General features: G+C 71.8%; 12 protein-coding genes. 4 read left to right on the top strand and 8 right to left on the bottom strand.

Going from position 1 to position 14,453, the window contains the following annotated elements:
• Window positions 1-39 precede the first annotated feature (39 nt).
• The 4 genes from F9278_RS34385 to F9278_RS34400 form a co-directional block, all read right to left on the bottom strand.
• On the bottom strand, window positions 40-1,953 hold the full coding sequence (locus F9278_RS34385) for a VgrG-related protein (protein WP_152171781.1): 1,914 nt from the start codon (window positions 1,951-1,953) through the stop codon (window positions 40-42).
• Window positions 1,953-2,678 carry a CIS tube protein gene (locus tag F9278_RS34390; RefSeq protein ID WP_152171782.1) on the bottom strand — a complete coding sequence of 242 codons (726 nt, stop codon included), beginning with the start codon at window positions 2,676-2,678 and terminating at the stop codon, window positions 1,953-1,955. Before F9278_RS34390 ends, F9278_RS34385 begins: the two co-directional genes overlap by 1 nt.
• A 58-nt stretch (window positions 2,679-2,736) precedes the next feature.
• Window positions 2,737-3,162 (bottom strand): phage tail protein, encoded by a 426-nt coding sequence (locus tag F9278_RS34395; RefSeq protein ID WP_152171783.1) that lies wholly within the window; start codon window positions 3,160-3,162, stop codon window positions 2,737-2,739.
• 91 nt (window positions 3,163-3,253) lie between these two features.
• The gene (locus F9278_RS34400) at window positions 3,254-3,856 is read right to left on the bottom strand and encodes an extensin (RefSeq protein WP_152171784.1); all 603 of its coding nucleotides are present in this window, start codon (window positions 3,854-3,856) and stop codon (window positions 3,254-3,256) included.
• Between the two features lie 1,831 nt (window positions 3,857-5,687).
• Between F9278_RS34400 and F9278_RS34405 the strand changes: the two genes are divergently transcribed.
• Window positions 5,688-7,046, top strand: coding sequence for a hypothetical protein (locus F9278_RS34405; protein WP_152171785.1), 1,359 nt, complete (start codon window positions 5,688-5,690; stop codon window positions 7,044-7,046).
• Here F9278_RS34405 and F9278_RS46435 read toward each other — a convergent pair whose 3' ends face one another.
• From F9278_RS46435 to F9278_RS34420, 4 genes are all read right to left on the bottom strand, one after another.
• Window positions 7,047-7,205: a DUF6760 family protein gene (locus F9278_RS46435; RefSeq protein WP_193241757.1), complete on the bottom strand. Its 159-nt coding sequence runs from the start codon at window positions 7,203-7,205 to the stop codon at window positions 7,047-7,049. It lies immediately after the preceding gene.
• The gene (locus F9278_RS34410; protein ID WP_152171786.1) at window positions 7,202-7,729 is read right to left on the bottom strand and encodes a hypothetical protein; all 528 of its coding nucleotides are present in this window, start codon (window positions 7,727-7,729) and stop codon (window positions 7,202-7,204) included. The genes F9278_RS46435 and F9278_RS34410 overlap by 4 nt, the downstream gene beginning before the upstream one ends.
• Window positions 7,729-8,172: a phage tail protein gene (locus F9278_RS34415; RefSeq protein ID WP_033526822.1), complete on the bottom strand. Its 444-nt coding sequence runs from the start codon at window positions 8,170-8,172 to the stop codon at window positions 7,729-7,731. The genes F9278_RS34410 and F9278_RS34415 overlap by 1 nt, the downstream gene beginning before the upstream one ends.
• Before the next feature lie 72 nt (window positions 8,173-8,244).
• Window positions 8,245-9,822, bottom strand: a complete 1,578-nt coding sequence (locus tag F9278_RS34420) for a phage tail sheath subtilisin-like domain-containing protein (RefSeq protein WP_152171787.1) — start codon at window positions 9,820-9,822, stop codon at window positions 8,245-8,247.
• 195 nt (window positions 9,823-10,017) lie between these two features.
• On the opposite strand from F9278_RS34420, the gene F9278_RS34425 reads away from it, so the two are divergent.
• The 3 genes from F9278_RS34425 to F9278_RS34435 all read left to right on the top strand — a co-directional run bounded on the left by F9278_RS34425 (window position 10,018) and on the right by F9278_RS34435 (window position 14,453).
• Window positions 10,018-11,484 carry a hydrolase gene (locus F9278_RS34425; protein WP_152171788.1) on the top strand — a complete coding sequence of 489 codons (1,467 nt, stop codon included), beginning with the start codon at window positions 10,018-10,020 and terminating at the stop codon, window positions 11,482-11,484.
• Between the two features lie 96 nt (window positions 11,485-11,580).
• Window positions 11,581-13,023, top strand: coding sequence for an RICIN domain-containing protein (locus F9278_RS34430; protein ID WP_152171789.1), 1,443 nt, complete (start codon window positions 11,581-11,583; stop codon window positions 13,021-13,023).
• Between the two features lie 2 nt (window positions 13,024-13,025).
• A complete protein-coding gene (locus tag F9278_RS34435) occupies window positions 13,026-14,453 on the top strand; it encodes an RICIN domain-containing protein (RefSeq protein ID WP_152171790.1) in 1,428 nt (475 codons plus the stop codon).

Consider the following 14,453-nt stretch of genomic DNA (forward strand, 5'->3'; position numbering starts at 1 on the left):
CGTCCGAACCTCATCCGATCGGATGCTCGTATCCGAAGCTCATCCGAACGGGTACTTGATCGTGTTGACGGAGAACACACCCATCAGCTCGACCTTGACGCCCTTGAGGTTCAGCAGGGCGGCGGCGCTGATCTGCACGGTGCCGACCGCGCTGAGCGTCGCCATGCCGGCCGCGCTGAGGTTGAGGGCGCCCGCCGCGGAGACGTTGACCGCGCCGGCCGATCGGAGGCTGACGATGCCCCCGCCCTGGATGTTGAGCGGGCCGCCGCTCCTGAGGGACAGGGTCCGGCCCGCCGTCAGGGACAGATCCGTACCGGCCTTCACGGACACCGAGGTGCCGCCCGTGATGGAGACCGCGCCCTTGCTGTCCACGGTGATCTCGGTCTTCGTCCGGTCCAGGTGGACGGTCAGCCGGTTGTTGCCGGTGGCGAGGCGCACGCCCTGCATGCGCGGGCCGGTCTGCTGGCTGAGCAGGTCGACCCGGTTGCCCTCCCGGTCGGACAGGGTGTGCAGGATCGCCTTCTTCTTGACCGGGTCGTGCAGCCACATGTCCTTCACCGGGGTCGGCTTGTCCACGCCGTTGTAGAGACCGCCGATGACGAACGGATGGTCGAGCGCGCCCCGGTCGAAGCCGACCAGCACCTCGTCGCCGACGTCCAGCGGGAAGATCCCGCCGCCGCCCTTGCCGCCCATCTGCACGGTCCGCGTCCAGTCGCTGACGTAGGTGTCGTCCAGCCACGGGAACTGGAGCTTCACCCGCCCCTGCTTCAGCGGGTCCTGGACATCGGTGACCAGGGCGTTGGCGACGCTGGGCAGCCGAGGCGACGCCGAACCGCCCCCCGAGGACAGACCGAACAGCGAGCGCCACTGCCGGCCGCTGACGGTCACCCAGGTCTCGTAGTGGCTGCCGTCGCCGAAGGTGTGCCGTACGGACGTGCAGGTGTACTTGCCCTCGAACGGGGCGCCCACGTCGGAGAGCGTGATCGGCACCCCGGGGCGCAGCAGCGGGTTGCCGCGCACCATGACCTCCAGCTCGGCGAAGGAGGAGGTGATGTCGTCGGCCAGCGAACCGGCCGCGTGTGTGACCTCGCTCTGCAGGTCGTACGGGGTGTCGGTCTCGACCAGCTTGGCGGCCTTGAACGGGTTGGCGGCCTTCTGCGGGGTGGTGCCGATCGCGATACCGGGGTTGGCGCTCGCCCTCGTCGTCGCGGTGAGCTTCTTCTTCGTCGTGACGTTCCAGCCGCGCGCCTCGACCTTGTCGACCTGGTCGGCGGCGGTGACGGCGGCCCGGCAGCGCAGGATGTCCACGCCGGCCTTCAGCTCGTAGGGGCTCTTCTGCCCGGGAGGGCTGGGCGCCGCCGCGCCGGACGCCGGCTTCGGCTTGACGAACTGGAACTTCCCCTTGGCGTCCAGCGACATCACCATCTCGTTCTCGTCGGCGAGCCGCGCGAGGAAGTCCCAGTCCGTCACATTGGACTGGCTGATGAAGTCGTAGACGGTCTTGGTGGACTGCACCTGTCCCACCGGGACGCCGTTCATCCCGGCCAGCTTGCGGGCGATGTCGGCGGCCGTCTGATTGCGGTACGCCGCCACCCTGCGCACCCGCATCAGCCGGTGCCCCGGGTCGTAGCCGCGGACGACGGTGAAGGTGCCGGTGCCGTCGTAGTCGGTCTCCATGCCGGTGACCTCGCCGGTGAACACCGGGGAGCCCGCGCCCTGTCCGCCGGCCACGGGCGAGATGACCACCAGGGAGCCGAACCTGACGTTCAGTTTGCCCAGCAGCAGCCCGTGCGGGTCCCGGAAGGTGAGCCGGAACGCGCCGGGCACCCCGGCGCCGAGATCGACCCAGCCGCCGACCAGCAGATCGGCGTAGTCGGTGGGCAGTTTCCTGCCGTCGACGGTGACCTCGATGATGTTGGAGAAGGACGGGTCTCCGGCCTGGCCGCCTCCCATCAGTGGCCCACCTCCCCGGCCGCCGGGAGGACGAGTTCGGTGCCGGTCGGCAGCCGCGAGGGGTCGTCGATGCCGTTGGCCTCCGCGATCGCCCGCCACGCGGACGCCCGCCCGTACTCCCGCCACGCCAGCGACTGCAACGAGTCGCCCGCCACGACCCGGTGCACACTGCGCGCGGTCAGCGCTCCCGACGTCGGGTTCTGCCCCTCGGTACGGCTCGGGATCTCGTGCAGCGTCATCCGGCAGGCGGCCCGGATCGGCACACCGGTCGTCCCGAACAGGGAGTACGTGACGTCCACCGAACTGACGTACGCCGTGAAGCGGGCCGTCGAGAACGACCCCCACTGGAACACCACCCACGGCGGCGACGGCTGCTTCGCGGCGAGGCTCTTGGCCGTCACCTCGCAGCACGACAGCAGGGTGTCCACCTTCTTCAGCACCGTGGTGCCGCTCGGCTTGTCGGAGGAGTCGAGGAAGATCTCGACGTTCATCTCCCGGGGGTCCGGGCCCATGAACTCCGGCAGCGCGCCGTCGCGTACGGCCGCGCTCGTCGTCCGCTTCCACTGGGCGCCCTGGCGCAGTGTCAGCTCGGCCGGGTTGAACTCGAAGTTGAACGTCTTCTTCAGCCCGCCCGGAGTGGTGCTCGTCCCGACCGGCGGCTCGTGGATGGCCAGTGTGGCCCGCACGAGACTCTTGCCCGCGCCGCCCTTGCTGCCCTTCGCCATGTCCTGTCCCTGTCCCTGTCTGTCCCTGTTCCCGTCCCTGTCCCCGCGTTCCGGCCGGTCAGTCCGTGAACCCGTGGTGGGTGATCTCCAGGACCTCGGTCGCCACGCTCGGGTTCGCCGGGTCCAGGGACGGCCCCTGCCAGCTCACCGGCAGTACGTCGATCAGGCCCCAGTGCGCCACCTCCGAGCCGTCCGCGCGCAGCGCCGCGATCTGGGCGGTCGGGCGCTTGACTCCGGTCGCCACGGAGGAGATCCAGGCCGCGACCTTCGCCGTGTCCGGGGTCAGCGGGCGGGTCAACCGGATGTTCGAGTACGTCACACGCGACGGGAACTGCCAGACGAACCCGTTGTTCCCGCCCTCCTGGCGGTGCTCGATCTCCACCGTCGAGGACAGCCCCTCGCACCCGTTGAAGTAACCGAGGCTCTCGCCGTCGATCGTCAGGGTGAAGAAGATGGTGGAGCCCGGGTCGAGATCGCGGGGCATCGGGGAGGGCCTTTCTGGTGGTGCGGGTCGGTGGCGGTCAGTGGCGTCTGCGGCGTCTGTGCTGTCAGTGGTGCCTGTGGTGCCTGTGGTGTCAGTGGCGGGGGTCGCGGAGCTTGCCGATTCGTTCGCGGTCCATACGGAGTTCGGTGCGGACGAGGCGGGTGATCCGGCCGATCAGCCGGTGCGTCAGCTCGTCCAGCTGGAAGTCGGTGAGGGCGCGGGGGTCGAGCTGGGCGCCGGGGGCGGCGTTCACGTCCACCGCGAAGTAGGCGGGCGGGAGGTCGGCCGAGGCGCTGCGGTGCGTGGTGCCCGACGGGGGAACCGCGGTCGCCGTCACCGGGGTGACCGCCGTGGTCGTGGTGGCGGGGGTGGGGCGGAGGGAGGTCTCCGGGGCTCGCTGGATGGGGGTGGGTGAGGGCGTGGGTGTGGGCGCGGGGGCGGGTGTGTGGAGGGTGGTGGGGGTGACGGTGAGGGGGCGTGCGGCGCGGGGTGGGGGCGTGCGTGTGGGGGCCGGTGTGGGGGCCGGTGTGGGCTTTTCGGCGGTGAGGCGTTGTACGGGGGTGGAGCCGGTGCCTGGGGATGTGGGGCGGCGCAGGGGTACGGCGGCCGGGGGTGTGGTGGGGGTGGGCAGGGGCGCCGAGGTGAGGGCGCGGGTGGGGGTGAGGGGGCGTGCGGCGGGGGTGCTTGCGCGCATCACGGGGTGGGGGGTTGGTGGGGTGGGCGACTGCGGGTTGGTTGTGGCTGGTCGCGCGGTTCCCCGCGCCCCTTCGGTGCGCCGGCCGGGGGGCGGCGTCGTGAGGAGTTGTGGGGGTGGGCCCGGGGTGGGGGTCGTCCTGGCCGGGGGTGGTGTGGTCGCTCGCTGTACGGGGGCCGTACGTCCGGAGAGGGGTCGCGTGTCCTGGGGCGGGGTGGAGAGAGGTGCGCCGAGCAGGGGGCGATGACGGGGGGTGGTCGGAGTCAGGGGGGCGCGCTGGATCGGGGGAACCGGGGGAACCGGGGGCGCCGAGGGGGTGGGGGGTGTGGCGGGGCGGGGCGCGGAGGGCGGGACGGGGCCGGAGGTCGGGGCACCGAGACCCATGCGCCTGGCTCCGCCGGGGGTGCTCCGCTGGACCGGGTGGGCGGCGGGGGTGGGTGCGGCGCTCGGGGGGTTGTTCGGTGTGCTGCCGGGCACGACGGTGCCACGAGCGCCGGCCGGGGCTGCGGTCGGCTGGTTGGCCGTGCCGGTGGCTTCGGTGGTGGTTCGCTGGACATCGACCTTGGCGGGGCTGGGGCTGGGGCTGGGGGTGGCCGCTGTACCGGTGGAGCTGGTGGTGGCCCGTTGGATGTTGATGCCGACGGGACTGTGGGCGGCGGCCGGGCTCCCCGCTGAACTGCCGCCGGTACCCATGGGGTTGGGTGCCGAGCCGCTGCCGGTGTGGCTGGGGTCGGCCGGCGTACCGGTGGCTCCGGTTGCTGCCCGCTGGACATTCACCCCGGCGGGGCCGGAGATGGCCGGGGCGTCCGCTGAACCGCTCCCCGCGTGGCCGGAGTTGGCCACAGAGCCACTGGGACTGGCCGCTCGCGCAACGGGGTTGGATGCCGTGCCGCCGAGGGCGGTTGCGCGCGCGCCGGAGCCGCCCGTCGAGCCGGTGGAGTTCGGTGCCGTGGGGCTGGTGGGGCTGGCGGGGCTGGTGCCGGTCGCCGTCACGGTGGGGTCGGTGGTCGTACGGCCGGAACTCGCCGCCGTACCGGTGGAGTCGGTCGCCGCCCGCTGGATGGCGAGCCCCGCGCGGCCGATGTCGGCTGACGCGCCCGAGCCGCCGCCCGATTCGGCTGAGCGGTGCCGCGCGGCCTCGACACCGGCGGGGCCTGCGGCAGCAGCCGTCGCCCCGAGAGGGCTGCCGACCGGCCGCGTACCCGAGCCCGCCGAGCCCGCTGTGTTACGCCCGGACGAGGCTCCGCCCGGTGCCGTACGGCTGGAGGGGTCGCTGCCGGAAGTCTTGTGGCCCGAGGTTGTGTCTTCGGATGCCGATCGCTGTGCCGGGGTGTTGCTGGTGACGTGTGGGTGCCCGGATGAGGAACTGCCGGGCGTTGTACGGCTGGAGGGGTCGCTGCCGGAAGTCTTGTGGCCCGAGGTTGTGTCTTCGGATGCCGATCGCTGTGCCGGGGTGTTGCTGGTGACGTGTGGGTGCCCGGATGAGGAACTGCCGGGCGTTGTACGGCTGGAGGGGTCGCTGCCGGAAGTCTTGTGGCCCGAGGTTGTGTCTTCGGATGCGGAACGCTGTGCCGGGGTGTTGCTGGTGACGGGTGGGTGCCCGGATGAGGAACTGCCGGGCGTTGTACGGCCGGACGAGTCGTCGCCGGAAGCCGTGCGCCCCGGCGCGGCATCGCGCTGTACCGAGGGCTGCGCCGAGCGCTGTACTGGGGATCCGCCGGGAGTCCTCTGTCCCGACGGGGCGCCACCCGGTGTCGTACCGGCGGAGGCCGGGCGCCCAGGCGAGGAACCGCCCGGCGTCGTACGGCCGGACGAGTCGTCGCCGGAAGTCGTGCGCCCGGACGTGGCATCGCGCTGCACCGAGTGCTGCACGGAGCGCTGTACTGGGGATCCGCCGGGAGCCCTCTGCCCCGACGGGGCACCACCCGGTGTCGTACCGCCGGACGAGCCGGCCCCCAACTCCGGACGTCCCGCTGCCGCATCGCCCGCCACCGAGCGCTGCACCGACGCACCGCCGGACGCCGTGCCGCTCGACGCGGTGTCGCCCGACCCGGAGTTCGGTACCGAGGCGCGCCCCGGTGTCGTACGGCCGGACGAGGTGGCGCCGGGCGCCGGGCGTCCCGATGCCGTGTCGCTCGCCACCGAGCGCTGTACCGGCGGCGCACCGCTGGAATTCATGGGGCCGGACGCGGTGTCGCCCGGAGCCGTGAGCCCCGGCCCGGCATCGCTCGGCGCGGAGTCCCGCACGGAGGAACTGCCCGGTGTCGTGCGGCCGGACGAGGCGGTGCCGGACGCCGGACGCTCCGGTGCCGTATCGCCCGCAACTGAGCGCTGTACCGACGTACCACCGACAGCCGTGCCTCCGGACGAAGGAGCGTCCGGCGCTGGTGCTGGCGCCGTCGGTCCGCCCGGTGCGTGGTCGACGGGCGACGCGGCCCCCGGTGCCGTACCCCCTGACACCCCGTCGGCCCCGGTCGGCCGCGGACGGGCCGTCGGCAGTGTGCGGCGCTGGACGGCCGGTGACGTGGTGGGGGCCTTGGTCAAAGGGGTCGGGCGGTGGGGGGCGCGGGGCGGTACGGGGGTCACCCGGGGGCCCGTCGGGCGGGACGGGGTGACCTGGTGCCGGGCGCGCTGGACCGGCCGGGCGTCGGTCGGGGCGTCGGCGTGTGCCTCGGGCCCGTCCTGCGCCACCGGCAGTGTGCGCGAGGGCAGTTCGAGTCCGGAGACGGGGGTCGCCGACGTGGTGAGGACGTCCCTGACCAGCCCGCCCGGAGCTCCGGGCAGGACGGCGTGGGACAGCGACCCGGCGAAGGACGGGTTCTGCCAGGTGCTCAACCGCCCGCTGAACCCGGCGTCCGCGACGACGGCCCGCCCCCCGATGGCCCGCTGGATCGGGGCGAGCCCCTCCCAGCCACGGACCGAGGCCGAACCGAACGAGCCGCCACCCGCGCCCCCCGGAGCCGGATTCCCCCCGGCCCCGGAGCCCGAGGCACCGGAACCCGAGGAACCTGAAGGTCCGGAGCCCGAGGCTCCGGCATCGGACCTCACCCCGCCACCCGAGCCGCCCCCGGAACCCGAGCCGCCCCCGGAACCCGATGCGGCCCCGGTGCCGGCGTCGGCCCCGTCACCCCCGCCCCGGCGCCCCGCCGACCCGGCGGTGTTCCGAAAGCGATCCAAGAACCCCACGTGATCAGCCCTCCGACCCGCCCCGTGTCACGAGGGACGCGATCTGTTCGGTGTAGCGGCGGCGGTCGTGGTGTTCGAGGTCGAGGATCTCCTCGAAGCTCCAGTGGAAGTGGTAGGCGACGTACGCGATCTCCTCGTGCAGCCGGTCGGTCGCGTACGTCACGATTCCCCCAGGCGGCTCCCGCCGAGTTCGACCTCGAAGGGCTCGGAGCAGTGCGGGCACCGCACGGCCGCGCGGGTGTGGCCCTCCGCGTTGACCTGCCGGTAGAAGTCCTGGAGGAACGCGAGGTCGGACGCGAACATGTTCTCCACGATCCCGTCGTGGACCATCGGCAGATTGCCCAGCCGGGTGATGACCCGGCCGAGCAGCACGACCGACAGATACGCCGGGTTCTCCTGCACGCGGACGTCCCGCAGTGGGATCAACTCGTCCCGGGCGGTGGCGAGACGCATCACGCCCTCCCGGTGGACGTTGCCCGCCTCGTCGACATAGCCGCGCGGCAGCTCGAACGGGAACTCCGTCCGCAGCCGTTGCGCGACCGGCGCGACGGCCGGAGCCGGAGTCGGCGCCGGAGCCGACGCGGCGGCGGGAGGCGCGGCGGTGGTGGGGAAGGGGGCCGCGGCCGGAGCCGCTTCCTCCTGCCCCGCACCCGGGACCGCGCCCGCCCTGGCAGCCGTGCGCCGCATTACTCGATGACCAGTTCTTCGAAGACGATGGTCACGGTCTCGGTGAGCGCGGACGCCTCGCCCGCCTTGAGGGTGCTCGCGTCGATCTTGCTGCACCAGGCGTTGCGCATGTTGTACCGCTTCACCGGGTTGTTCTGATAATCCATCATGATGATCGACGCGTTCTTGCGCGCCGACCCCATCTGACCGTTGATCGAGTCGTTGATCCACGTGTTGAACGCGGCCGACTGCGTCATACCGCGCACGACCGTGCACTGCCCGTTCTTCTGCACACCGGGCAGCAGGTTGACCTCGGGCCGGCCCTGCGCGGAGTTCTGCTGGTACGTGATGACGTCCTGTTCGAGGGTGAGGCCGCTGACCTCCGCGAGGTACTCGACCATCACCCCGTCGATCTGCAGGCCGAAATTATGTGAAGTAAGGGCGTCACCCGGCGCGAGACTCATCTGTTCTGTGTCCTTCTAAGGGGGCAGGGGCAAGGGGCTTCAGTGGGGCAGGGGGCGCGGGCCGGTGACGGCCTACTCCTCCAGCTCCCCGCTGCCGCTGGAGAACTGGGCCAGCCGGAAGATCACGAACTCGGCGGGCTTGACCGGGGCGATACCGATCTCGCAGATGACCCGGCCGAGGTCGACCGACTCCGGCGGGTTGGTCTCCTCGTCGCACTTGACGTAGTACGCGTCCTCGGGCCGCTGGCCGAACAGGGCGCCCTGGCGCCACTCGTTGACCAGGAACGCGGAGACGTTGCGCCGGATCCGGGCCCACAGCGCGTGGTCGTTCGGCTCGAACACCACCCACTGGGTGCCGATCAGGATCGACTCCTCCAGGTAGTTGAAGTACCGGCGGATGTTCAGATAGCGCCAGGCCGGGTCGGAGGACATGGTGCGGGCGCCCCAGACGCGGATGCCGCGGCCCGGGAAGGCGCGGATGCAGTTGACGCCGATGGGGTTGAGCAGGTCCTGCTCACCGCGGGTGATCTGGAGTTCCAGGTCGACCGCGCCGCGTACGACCTCGTTGGCGGGCGCCTTGTGCACACCGCGCTCGAAGTCGTTGCGGGCCCACACGCCGGCGACGTGGCCGCTCGGCGGGATGACGCGGGACTGGCCGCTGGCCGGGTCGAAGACCTTGATCCAGGGGTAGTACAGGGCCGCGTACTTGGAGTCGTAGCCCGCGGTCTCCTGGCGCCAGACGCGGATCTGCCGGGCGTTGAGGCCGGGCGGCGGGTCGATGACGGCGACGCGGTCGCCCATCAGCTCGCAGTGCGCGATCAGACCGAGCTGGACGGCCTTGACCGCCTCCAGGTCGATCGCGCCGCGCTGGTAGGCGGCCATCAGGTCGGGCACCGCGACCATGGAGATCTCGTCCACGGCCTCCAGGCCGCCGAAACCGGTGCGGTCGGCGGAGTCGCCGAGGTACTGGGCCGGTCCGGGGTGGCTGTCGTCCGCCGCGGTGGGCGCGACGGCGGCCGGCGCGGCGGGGGCGGCCAGGGCCACGGTCTGGTTGTCGGGGCGCGCGAGCTGCGCGGCCGGCGCGGCCTCCTGGACCGTGATGAGCTTGGAGCGCTCCTTGACCTGCGTGACGACGTAGTTCCGGCCGCCCTTCTTCGCGGTCACGTCGAACGTCTCGACGGCCTTGTCGCCGTCCTTGACGATCAGCTTGAAGCGCTCGGCCGGGCCCTCGCCCTCGGGGTCGGCGACCTCGACGCTCAGCGAACCGCCCGCGACGGCGGTCACGCTGAACGTGCCCAGCTGCTTGGGCTCGCCCGGCGGCAGCGCGGCCGGCGCGGCGGAGCCCGTCACGGCGGCCGGGCCGCCGACGGAGGCGCCGCCCTGCTCGGTGCCGCCGACACGGACGACGTACGCGGCGCTGCCGCCGTTGTTGAAGAACCCGTACACCGAGTGCGCGAGGTAGTAGCCGTCGGTGAACTCGCCGAAGGCCGCGACGTACTGGGACCAGTTGGTCACCAGGGTCGGCTCGTTCAGCGGGCCGGTCGGGGCCAGGCCGACGAAGGCGGCGACCGAGGTGCCCACACCCTCGATGGGACGCGAGCCGCTGGCCACCTCCTCGACGTAGACGCCCGGCGACAGGTAGGACGGCATGCTCTGCTCTCCTTGGGGTACGAGACAGGTCGCCTCTCACCCTCACGCGCGAAGCGCGTCCCCCGAAACGTCCTCCGGTACCTGATAGGGGGCATGCCCGTTGCCCCCAGGGGCAGTTCGGTGCGGCGTCGGGGCACCCCGACCCTGCACCTTCTCCTCGTGACCCGGCCGCCGCCCGCCCGGTAGCGTCCCGACGTGAGCCTTTGGACTTCCCTCGAACCCGCCTCCACGACCGTGGACCCGGGGAGCAGTACGACGGTACGGCTGCGTCTGCGCAACACCGGTGACGTGGTCGACGAGTACCGCTTCGAGCCGGTCGGCGACATCGCGCCCTGGACCACCGTGGAGCCGCACACGCTCCGGCTGTACCCGGGGACGACGGGGACGGTGGAGCTGACCTTCGCCCCGCCCCGCACCCCCGACGCGACGGCCGGCCCGAACGCGTACGCGGTGCGGATCACGCCGACCGAGCATCCGGAGGCGGTGACCGTCCCCGAGGGGAATCTGACGATCACCCCCTTCACGGAGGTGCGGGCGGAGCTGGTCCCGCCGACCGTGAAGGGACGCCTGCGGGGACGGCCCAAGCTGGCCATCGACAACCTGGGCAACACCAAGGTGACCGCGTCGGTCAGCGGCAGCGACAACGGCGACCAGCTGTCGTACGACATCTTCCCGAGCAATGTGCGGATCGAGCCCGGTCGTGCCGCGTTCGTGAAGGCCACGCTGAAGCCGCGCCAGATCATCTGGTTCGGGTCCAAGGAGGAGCGGCCGTACGCCTTCGCGGTGAAGCGGTCGGGGGTCACGCCGCTCGATGTCGAGGGCATGTACGTCCAGCGGAGCTTCCTTCCCGGCTGGCTCGCCACCTGTCTCGGGATCTTCCTGGCGCTCGCGATCACCTTCCTGACGATGTGGTTCGCGTTCAAGCCCCAAGTGGTCAGCGCCACCAGCGAGTTGCAGGAGACCTCCGTCAGCACGCTGGCGCCCAGCCCGTCGGCGCCGGCGTCGACCCCGCCGCCGCCCACGCCCTCCGAACCCGCCCCCTCCTCCGCGCCCCCGCAGGCGGCCGAGACGGAGAGCGCCGCCTCCTCCGGCGGGAGCGGCGGCGGCAGCGGTGGCGGTGGCGGTGGCGGTGACGGCGGTGGTACCGAGGAGAAGAAGAAGGCCGCGCCCACGGCCGCGACCGCCGTACGGCAGCTGGCGGCGGCGGACCCGGCCGGACGGCACATCTGCTACCGCGCCTTCGTGACGGGCAAGGGCTGGACGGCCCCCGAGTGCGACGGCGACACGGCCGGCACGGTGGGCCAGGGCAGGTCGCTCAAGGCCCTCAACATCGCGGTGTCCGGCGTCAACGGCACGGCCAGTGCCGCGTTCGTCCACGACCCGAACTCGACCAACGGCCAGGGCCATTACCCGAAGCCGTGGTCGAGCGCGAAGGACGGCTTCGACAACTACTTCGGCAGTTCCAAGGCGGGCGCCCCGGACATGCTGGGCTTCACCATCAACGTCGACGAAGGCGGCAAGGGCGTCTGCCAGGCGGTCCACCAGAAGGACCGGGGCTGGCAGAACCTGGCCTGCGACAAGCCCGGCGAGGGCGAGCACTACATCTTCGGCGGCACCCTCGACAACGGCATCTGGCTCGAAGCCGTCAAGTTCACCGTCTGACAAGGCCGTTGGGGCGGGCCGCCGATGGCCGCCGGGGCAGCGGGGCCTGCCCCGGCGACTCCTGACCGGACGGCGCCCGCCGCGTAGCGTCCCTCTGTGAGCCTTTGGACTTCCCTGGAACCCGTGTCGGCGGCGGTGGACCCCGGGGGTACAGCGACCGTACGGCTGCGTCTGCGCAACACCGGTGACGTGGTCGACGAGTACCGCTTCGAGCCGGTCGGCGACATCGCGCCCTGGACCACCGTGGAGCCGCAGACCCTGCGGCTCTTTCCGGGGACCACGGGGACGGTCGAGCTGACGTTCGCGCCACCGCGCACGCCGGACGCGACGGCCGGCCCGAACGCGTACGCCGTGCGGATCACCCCGACCGAGCATCCGGAGGCGGCGACCGTCCCCGAGGGGAATCTGACGATCACCCCCTTCACGGAGGTGCGGGCGGAACTCGTCCCGCCGACCGTGAAGGGACGCCTGCGGGGACGGCCCAAGCTGGCCATCGACAACCTGGGCAACACCAAGGTGACCGCGTCGGTCAGCGGCAGCGACAACGGCGACCAGCTGTCGTACGACATCTTCCCGAGCAATGTGCGGATCGAGCCCGGTCGTGCCGCGTTCGTGAAGGCCACCCTGAAGCCGCGCCAGATCACCTGGTTCGGGTCGAAGCAGGAACGGCCGTATCTCCTCGCGGTGAAGCGGTCCGGGGTCACCCCGCTCGATGTCGAGGGCATGTACGTCCAGCGGAGCTTCCTCCCCGGCTGGCTCGCCACCTGTCTCGGGATCCTCCTCGCGCTGGCCGTCACCTTCCTGACGATGTGGTTCGCCTTCCGGCCCCAAGTGGTCAGCGCCGCCGGCGAGTACCGGGAGGCCGGCGTCAGCACGCTGCCGCCCTCGGCCTCGCCGCAGCCGCTGGAGTCCGTGCGACCGGAGCCGGAGAAGGATGCCGAGCCGGAGCCGGACGCGGCCCCCTCCGAAGAAGAGGCGGACGGCGGCGGGGGCGGGGGCGGGGGCGGTGCGCCCGAGGCCTCGTCCGAGCCGGTCGAGGAGGAGGACGAGAGCGTGCTGCCCGCGCGCAACGTCCTCCTGCGCAACCTCGCCACCAAGCTGTGCGCCGACGTCCCCGGCGAGGGCAACGGGCGCAGGGACGGCCGGGTCCAGCAGTTCACCTGCGACGACAGCACGACGGACAACCAGCTCTGGCACCTGGAGGTGAAGGTCGAGAAGCAGGCGCCCGACGGCACCGACCTCTTCCAGATCCGCAACGCCAAGGACCAGCTCTGCATGGACCTGCCGAACTACGGGGCGAACCCGATCCATACGAAGATCACGGAGTTCACCTGTGACGGCACGACCAGCGACAACCAGCTGTGGTGGCTCGACCCGCAGCAGAGCGGCGGCTACTGGATCCGCAACTACGCGAGCGACAACAAGTGCCTTGAGGTCGCGGGCAACGAAGACCTACGCAACGAGGTGACCCTGATGCTCTTCCACTGCACCGTCACCGACGACCAGGAATGGCAGATCGTTCCTGCGGAGGGGATCTGACCATGAGCCTCTGGACCTCCCTCGAACCGGCCTCCACGACCGTGGACCCGGGAGGCAGCACGACGGTACGGCTGCGTCTGCGCAACACCGGTGACGTGGTCGACGAGTACCGCTTCGAGCCGGTCGGTGACATCGCGCCCTGGACCACCGTGGAGCCGCACACGCTCCGGCTGTACCCGGGGACGACGGGGACGGTGGAGCTGACGTTCGCCCCGCCCCGCACCCCCGACGCGACGGCCGGCCCGAACCCGTACGCCGTGCGGATCACCCCGACCCAGCACCCCGAGGCGACGACCGTCCCCGAGGGGAATCTGACGATCACGCCGTTCACGGAGGTGCGGGCGGAGCTGGTCCCGCCGACCGTGAAGGGACGGTTCCGGGGACGGCCCAAGCTGGCCATCGACAACCTCGGGAACACCAAGGTCACCGCCGCCGTCAGTGGCAGCGACAACGGCGACCAGCTGTCGTACGAGATCCTCCCGAGCAATGTGCGGATCGAGCCCGGTCGTGCCGCGTTCGTGAAGGCCACCCTGAAGCCGCGCCAGATCATCTGGTTCGGCTCCCGGCAGGAGAGACCGTACGCGCTGGCCGTGCAACGGGCGGGCGTGGCACCGCAGTCCGTCGACGGCATCTATGTCCAGCGGGGGTTCCTGCCGGGCTGGCTCGCCACCTGTGTGGGGATCTTCCTGGCGCTGGCCGTCACCTTCGTGACGCTGTGGTTCGCCTACCAGCCGAGGGTCGTCAGCGCCGCCGGAGAGCTGCAGGAGGCGGGTACGACGTCCGTGCCGAGCGCCAGCCCGTCCGCGATGGCCCCGGCGCCGAGCATCTCCGCCGCGCCGCTGCCCTCCGAGACGCCCGAGGCACCCCAGGACGAGGAGCAGCCCGCGGACTCGGGTTCGGGGGCGGGCTCCGGTTCCGGATCGGGCTCCGGCTCCGGGGGCGGGTCGGGGTCCGGCGGCTCGGGGTCCGGCGGCTCGGGGTCCGGGTCGGACAAGGAGCCGGACGTGAAGGCCACGACGAAGAAGCCGGCCACCGTCAAGGGATTCAAGATCATCGGCAAGGGCTCGAACCGCTGTGTGGACGTCACGGACGCGGAGAACGGCAAGGGCAAGGACGGCACCCCGCTCCAGATCTGGGACTGCGCGGGCACCGCCAACCAGAAGTGGGACTTCCGGGGCGACGGGACCGTGCGCTCCCTCGGGCTGTGCATGGACGTCGCCTGGGGCTCCCGCGACGACGGCGCCGTCATCCAGGTGGCCCGGTGCAGCGGCAACCCGGCCCAGCAGTTCGTGCTCAGCACCCAGGGCGACCTGGTCAACCCGCAGGCCGACAAGTGCGTCGACGTCAAGGACAACGGCACCGGCAACGGCGCCAAGCTCCAGCTGTGGACCTGCGCGGGCACGCCCAACCAGAAGTGGGTCGTGAAGTAG

Source organism: Streptomyces phaeolivaceus (assembly GCF_009184865.1).
Lineage (GTDB): Bacteria > Actinomycetota > Actinomycetes > Streptomycetales > Streptomycetaceae > Streptomyces > Streptomyces phaeolivaceus.

What these genes read in the sequence shown, in the direction of transcription:
- F9278_RS34390 (WP_152171782.1), bottom strand. Translation starts at nt 2,678, where the DNA reads ATGGCGAAGGGCAGCAAGGGCGGCGCGGGCAAGAGTCTCGTGCGGGCC.
- F9278_RS34395 (WP_152171783.1), bottom strand. Translation starts at nt 3,162, where the DNA reads ATGCCCCGCGATCTCGACCCGGGCTCCACCATCTTCTTCACCCTGACG.
- F9278_RS34420 (WP_152171787.1), bottom strand. Translation starts at nt 9,822, where the DNA reads ATGCCGTCCTACCTGTCGCCGGGCGTCTACGTCGAGGAGGTGGCCAGC.
- F9278_RS34400 (WP_152171784.1), bottom strand. Translation starts at nt 3,856, where the DNA reads ATGCGCGCAAGCACCCCCGCCGCACGCCCCCTCACCCCCACCCGCGCC.
- F9278_RS34385 (WP_152171781.1), bottom strand. Translation starts at nt 1,953, where the DNA reads ATGGGAGGCGGCCAGGCCGGAGACCCGTCCTTCTCCAACATCATCGAG.
- F9278_RS34435 (WP_152171790.1), top strand. Translation starts at nt 13,026, where the DNA reads ATGAGCCTCTGGACCTCCCTCGAACCGGCCTCCACGACCGTGGACCCG.
- F9278_RS34410 (WP_152171786.1), bottom strand. Translation starts at nt 7,729, where the DNA reads ATGCGGCGCACGGCTGCCAGGGCGGGCGCGGTCCCGGGTGCGGGGCAG.
- F9278_RS34415 (WP_033526822.1), bottom strand. Translation starts at nt 8,172, where the DNA reads ATGAGTCTCGCGCCGGGTGACGCCCTTACTTCACATAATTTCGGCCTG.